At 70.9% G+C, this 5,018-nt stretch carries 7 protein-coding genes and 1 pseudogene; 7 read left to right on the top strand and 1 reads right to left on the bottom strand.

The features are described 5' to 3' along the window. The 5 genes and pseudogenes from CR470_RS35670 to CR470_RS35645 all read left to right on the top strand — a co-directional run. On the top strand, positions 1 to 150 hold a 150-nt coding region (locus CR470_RS35670), incomplete at its 5' end, for a rodlin (protein ID WP_257139035.1). Positions 151 to 413: 263 nt separating this feature from the next. Further along, positions 414 to 704 carry a hypothetical protein gene (locus CR470_RS35665; protein WP_097871710.1) on the top strand — a complete coding sequence of 97 codons (291 nt, stop codon included), beginning with the start codon at positions 414 to 416 and terminating at the stop codon, positions 702 to 704. Between the two features lie 32 nt (positions 705 to 736). Continuing rightward, positions 737 to 1,172 (top strand): annotated as a pseudogene (locus CR470_RS35660) (rodlin); the annotation flags it as partial. A 188-nt stretch (positions 1,173 to 1,360) separates the two neighbouring features. After that, positions 1,361 to 1,579 (top strand): hypothetical protein, encoded by a 219-nt coding sequence (locus CR470_RS40920; protein WP_097871708.1) that lies wholly within the window; start codon positions 1,361 to 1,363, stop codon positions 1,577 to 1,579. Positions 1,580 to 1,712: 133 nt separating this feature from the next. Then, on the top strand, positions 1,713 to 2,120 hold the full coding sequence (locus CR470_RS35645) for a rodlin (RefSeq protein ID WP_097871707.1): 408 nt from the start codon (positions 1,713 to 1,715) through the stop codon (positions 2,118 to 2,120). Between the two features lie 188 nt (positions 2,121 to 2,308). On the opposite strand, the gene CR470_RS35640 is transcribed toward CR470_RS35645, so the two are convergent. Beyond that, positions 2,309 to 2,809: a DUF5949 family protein gene (locus tag CR470_RS35640; protein WP_097871704.1), complete on the bottom strand. Its 501-nt coding sequence runs from the start codon at positions 2,807 to 2,809 to the stop codon at positions 2,309 to 2,311. Positions 2,810 to 3,171: 362 nt separating this feature from the next. Between CR470_RS35640 and rsgA the strand changes: the two genes are divergently transcribed. Together rsgA and CR470_RS35630 are read left to right on the top strand one after the other, a co-directional pair. Beyond that, on the top strand, positions 3,172 to 4,323 hold the full coding sequence (gene rsgA, locus CR470_RS35635; RefSeq protein ID WP_097871702.1) for a ribosome small subunit-dependent GTPase A: 1,152 nt from the start codon (positions 3,172 to 3,174) through the stop codon (positions 4,321 to 4,323). Positions 4,324 to 4,395: 72 nt separating this feature from the next. Continuing rightward, a partial coding sequence (locus CR470_RS35630) for a bifunctional transcriptional activator/DNA repair enzyme AdaA (protein ID WP_143663953.1) occupies positions 4,396 to 5,018 on the top strand: 623 nt, incomplete at its 3' end.

Raw genomic sequence — 5,018 nt, 5'->3', positions numbered from 1 at the left:
CCGATCTCGGTCCAGGACATCAACGTCCTGTCCTCCCCGCAGAACCAGCAGTGCACCGAGAACTCCACCCAGGCCAAGGGTGACGAGGCCCTGTCGCACATCCTGGAGGACATTCCGATCCTCTCCGGCAACGGCGCCGGCAACAACTGATCCGCGGCCGCCCTACTCGGGCCCGGGCCCTCGGCGTTCCTCCACCGAGCGGCTCGGGCCCGTTGCCGTCCGGGACCTTTCGCGGCCCGACTTCGCGGCCCGGAATCACGGAAGGCGCCGGAGAAAAACGCCGCTCCGCAGTTTCCCGACAGCGGCCGGATCGTTGATCAGGGAGAAAGCGGCAGAAGTCACAGGTAAAGAAAGCTTGTGTGCGGCACGGGAACGTGACCGAAACAGATGCCGCGCAGAAGGGAACCAGAAAAGTGAAGTACGCGAAGACCGCCGCCCTTGTTGCCGGTTCCGTGGCTGCCCTCGGAGCGGCCGCTCCCGCCTTCGCCGCTACTACGCCCACGGCCCCCAACTTCAGCCTCGACAGCGGCCTCAACCAGGTGATGGCCAGTGCCCCGCAGATCGTGGACCCGGTGGTGGACACGGTCGCCGAGACCACCGAGACGGTCTCGAAGGACGGCACGGTCGGCAAGCTGGCGGGCCAGGCAACCGGTGCGGCCGAGGGTGCCGCCCCGCTGCTCGGCGGAGTTCCCCTCGGCGGCTGACCGTCGTAACAGGACCGTTCCACCTGGTTCTTGCCATGGCCATCGCCAATGACGGCGGCACCACCACGGTCAACGGCAACGGTGCCTCGCAGGCCTACGGCAACTCCGAGACCCACGGTGACTGGAGCCCGCAGTTCGCGCTCATCCAGGGCTCGCTGAACAAGCCCTGCATCGCCCTCCCGGCCAAGGCGAACCTCGGCTCCCTCGTGGGCCTCGTGCCGATCTCGGTCCAGGACATCAACGTCCTGTCCTCCCCGCAGAACCAGCAGTGCACCGAGAACTCCACCCAGGCCAAGGGTGACGAGGCCCTGTCGCACNCCGATCTCGGTCCAGGACATCAACGTCCTGTCCTCCCCGCAGAACCAGCAGTGCACCGAGAACTCCACCCAGGCCAAGGGTGACGAGGCCCTGTCGCACCTGCTGAACGACATCCCGATCCTCTCGGGCAACGGCGCCGGCAACAACTGAGACCGAGTAGCTCCGGTCCGCTCGGTCCGACCCGCGTGGGGCCAGTCCATCCGTACGGCGATCGTTCTTCGCCGGACCGGCCGGACTGGCCCTTCGTCGTGTGCGGACGTCTCGGGCCGGGTTGTCCGATTGGGCCGGATGCCGTAGCCCCGGCTGACGATCCGGGCCGGGCCGGGTAGGGCCTCTGTATGGATCCGTACGACAGTCAGACCCCACAGGGCGCAGAGCGGTGGCCCGCGTCGGGCGGCACACCGATCTACGACCGGCTCGTCGCCGAGTGGCAGGCGGCCGGAGGCGGTCACCCCCTCTCGGAACCGCACCAGGACCAGGCTCCCCGGCACGGCGGTTTCGTGCCGGCGGCGCGCACCTCGGACGAGAGTCCCGGGCCTGGGACCCCCGGAGGGTGAGGCCCCTGAGGCTGAGGAGCGGCGTCGACCTTGCGCCGGAACGAACCCATTTGAGTGGTGCTGCGCAACCGATCAGGGGTGGTGGCAGTTGATCAGTACGTTCCACAACGGGACGCTCCGAAAGGTGAAGTTGATGAAGAAGATGATGGCCGGCGCTGCAGTGGCCGTGTCCCTGCTCGGTCTGTCCGCAGCCGCGGCTCCCACGGCCATGGCGATCGGCAACGACGGTGGCACCACCACCGTCAACGGCAACGGTGCCGAGTCGGAGATCGGCAACGCCGAGACGGAGGGCAACTGGAGCCCGCAGAACCAGCTCGTCCAGGGCACCCTGAACAAGCTCTGCGTCGGCCTGCCCCTCAAGGCCAACGTCGGTTCGCTCATCGGCATCGTGCCGATCGCGGTCCAGGACGTCAACGTCCTGTCCAACCCGCAGAACCAGCAGTGCGCCGACAACTCCACCCAGGCCAAGGGTGACGAGCCGCTGTCGCACATCCTGGACGACATCCCGGTCCTCTCGGGCAACGGCGTCGGCAACAACTGACGCGCCACAGCCTGAGGTGTTGAGTGCGGGCGGCCCGGAGATCACACTCCGGGCCGCCCGTCCTCGTTTCGCGGCAATGCTCCGTCGCATGCCGCATGCCGCATGCCGCATGCCGCACACGGGTGAGGCCCACCACTCCACGGGGGGTGGTGGGCCTCGTCGTGCGTCCGGGGCGGCGGAAGCGCTCCTCAGCCCAGGGAGCGGACCGGGAGCAGGCAGTGGGCGGCGGTGCGGACGACTTCCACGTCGGTGGCGAAGGCCCGCAGCCGTTCCTCGCTGACCGGCTGCCCGGGAAGGGCGTCCGGCCACGGGCTGGTGGCGAACATCCCGTACACCTGGCCCTGGGCCTGCGCCGCGGCCAGCCACTCCGCGGGGGCGGGGTACTGCGCCGAGAGGTGAGGCAGCGTCAGGACCGCCCGCCCCGCCTGGACGAGGAGCTTCGCCTGGACGCCCGGGCTCTCGGCCGCGTTCTGGATCGGGCCGCCGACGTGGAGGCCCGCGCGCTCCAGTGCGGCGCGCATGGCCTCGCGGCCGACGTCCGCACCGTCCTGCCCGTCGCCCAGCGAGTAGGCGAGGAGGAAGGCGGTGTCCTGGTCCGCGTCGGGCTGCCGGCCGCTCCAGCCGATCAGGATCTGCGTGCCCAACTGGGCGTGGGTGAACGTGCCGGTGGGGGCCTGGGGTGTGGTCATGCTCGGCACCCTAACGGCCCCGGACCAGGCTCTACGCATGCGTATCACCCGATCGAGGGAGATCTGCGGCCAACTCCGGCGAACGCCCCGTCCGGCCGCCTCCATCGGAGGTGTACGGAAAAGCTGTTGACGTCGCTCCCGGGGGCCGGGCTAATGTGACCACTGTTCCGGGCGCCGCGGTGACGCGTGCGGCACGGAAACGGAAGAGAACCAGGAGGTGAGGACATTGATGACTGTCGTTGCGATGGGCACTGCCCACAACCGGAAGAGCATCGTCCTCATCCCCGTGGCCACCGGCTGACCGACTTCCCTCATTCCCGCGCCGAGCGCGCGTGCCGGGGCCACCCTGTGAAGGGTTTCCCTTGTCTTTCTCGTTTCTTCCCGCTCCTTCTCCCTCGCACCCGCTGACTCCGTACGGCTGGGACGAGGACTGGGCGGCCGCTTTCTCCCCGTACGCCGAGCAGGGCCTCGTGCCGGGACGGGTCGTCCGGGTGGACCGCGGTCAGTGCGACGTGATCACCGCCGACGGCACCGTCCGGGCCGACACCGCGTTCGTCGTGCCCCGTGACCCGATGCGGATCGTCTGCACCGGCGACTGGGTGGCGCTCGACGCGGACGGCGACCCGCGCTTCGTGCGTACGCTGCTGCCCCGCCGCACCGCTTTCGTCCGCTCCACCTCCTCCCAGCGGTCCGAGGGGCAGGTGCTCGCCACCAACATCGACCACATCGCGATCTGTGTCTCGCTCGCCGTCGAGCTGGACCTCGGCCGCCTGGAGCGCTTCCTCGCGCTCGCCCTGTCCAGCTCCAGCGGCGCCGCCCTGCTCGGCGACGGCCGGGGCGCTGGCCACAGTCCCGAACCGATCGTGCTGCTCACCAAGGCGGACCTGGTACCCGACGCGGCCACCGTGTCCCACCTCGTCCAGGACGTCGAGGCGATCGCCCCCGGCGTCCAGGTGCTGCCGGTCAGCTCCACCACGGGGGAGGGGCTCGACGTCGTCGGCGCCGTCGTCTCCGGTGGTACGAGCGTGCTGCTCGGCATCTCCGGCGCGGGCAAGTCGACCCTGGCCAACACCCTGCTCGGCAGGGACGTGATGGAGGTGCGGGCCGCCCGGGACGTCGACGGCAAGGGGCGGCACACCACCACGACCCGCAACCTGCTCGTCCTGCCGCACGGGGGCGTCCTCATCGACACCCCCGGGCTCCGGGGAGTGGGCCTTTACGACGCCGGGACCGGGGTCGGCGAGGTGTTCTCCGAGATCGAGGAGCTGGCCGCCCGATGCCGGTTCCACGACTGTGCCCACGAGGCCGAACCGGGGTGTGCCGTCCTCGGCGCGCTGGAGGACGGGGTTCTGCCCGAGCGGCGGCTCGACAGCTACCGCAAGCTGATCCGCGAGAACCAGCGGATCGTCGCCAAGACCGACGCCCGGGTGCGTGCCGAGATCCTGCGGGACTGGAAGCGCAAGGGCGCGGAGGGGCGCGCGGCCATGCAGGCCAAGCGTGGCCGGGTGCGGTAGCCCCGAGCCACCGGTTCGACGTCCGAAAACCGCGAGTGCGGCAGCCTCGGCTGCCGCACACTGGACGGTGTGATGGACGAACGAACCAGGTACGAGGCGGTCAGCAGCCGCGACGCGCGGTTCGACGGCGCGTTCTTCTTCGCCGTCGTGACCACCGGCATCTACTGCCGGCCGAGCTGCCCCGCCGTCACACCCAAACGCGCCAACGTGCGCTTCTACCCCACCGCCGCGGCGGCCCAGGCCGGCGGCTTCCGGGCCTGCCGCCGCTGCCGGCCGGACGCCGTGCCGGGCTCCGCCGAGTGGAACGTCCGCGCCGACGTCGTCGGCCGGGCCATGCGCCTGATCGGCGACGGCGTCGTGGACCGCGACGGCGTTCCCGGGCTCGCCGGGCGGCTCGGCTACAGCGCCCGGCAGGTCCAGCGCCAGCTCAACGCCGAGCTGGGCGCGGGGCCCGTCGCGCTCGCCCGGGCCCAGCGCTCCCACACCGCCCGGGTGCTCCTCCAGACGACCGGGCTGCCGGTCACCGAGATCGCCTTCGCCGCGGGCTTCGCCAGCGTCCGGCAGTTCAACGACACCATCCGGCAGATTTACGCCCGCACGCCCAGCGCCCTGCGCGCCGAGGCCGGCACGGGGCTCGGCGGCGGACGCGGCGCGGGGGCCAGGGCCGGGATTCCGCTGCGGCTCGCCCACCGGGG

This window comes from Streptomyces sp. rh34 (genome assembly GCF_002551245.1).
Classification (GTDB): domain Bacteria; phylum Actinomycetota; class Actinomycetes; order Streptomycetales; family Streptomycetaceae; genus Streptomyces.
Note: the sequence above shows the minus strand (reverse complement) of the source record. Positions and strands in the feature narration are given on the sequence as shown.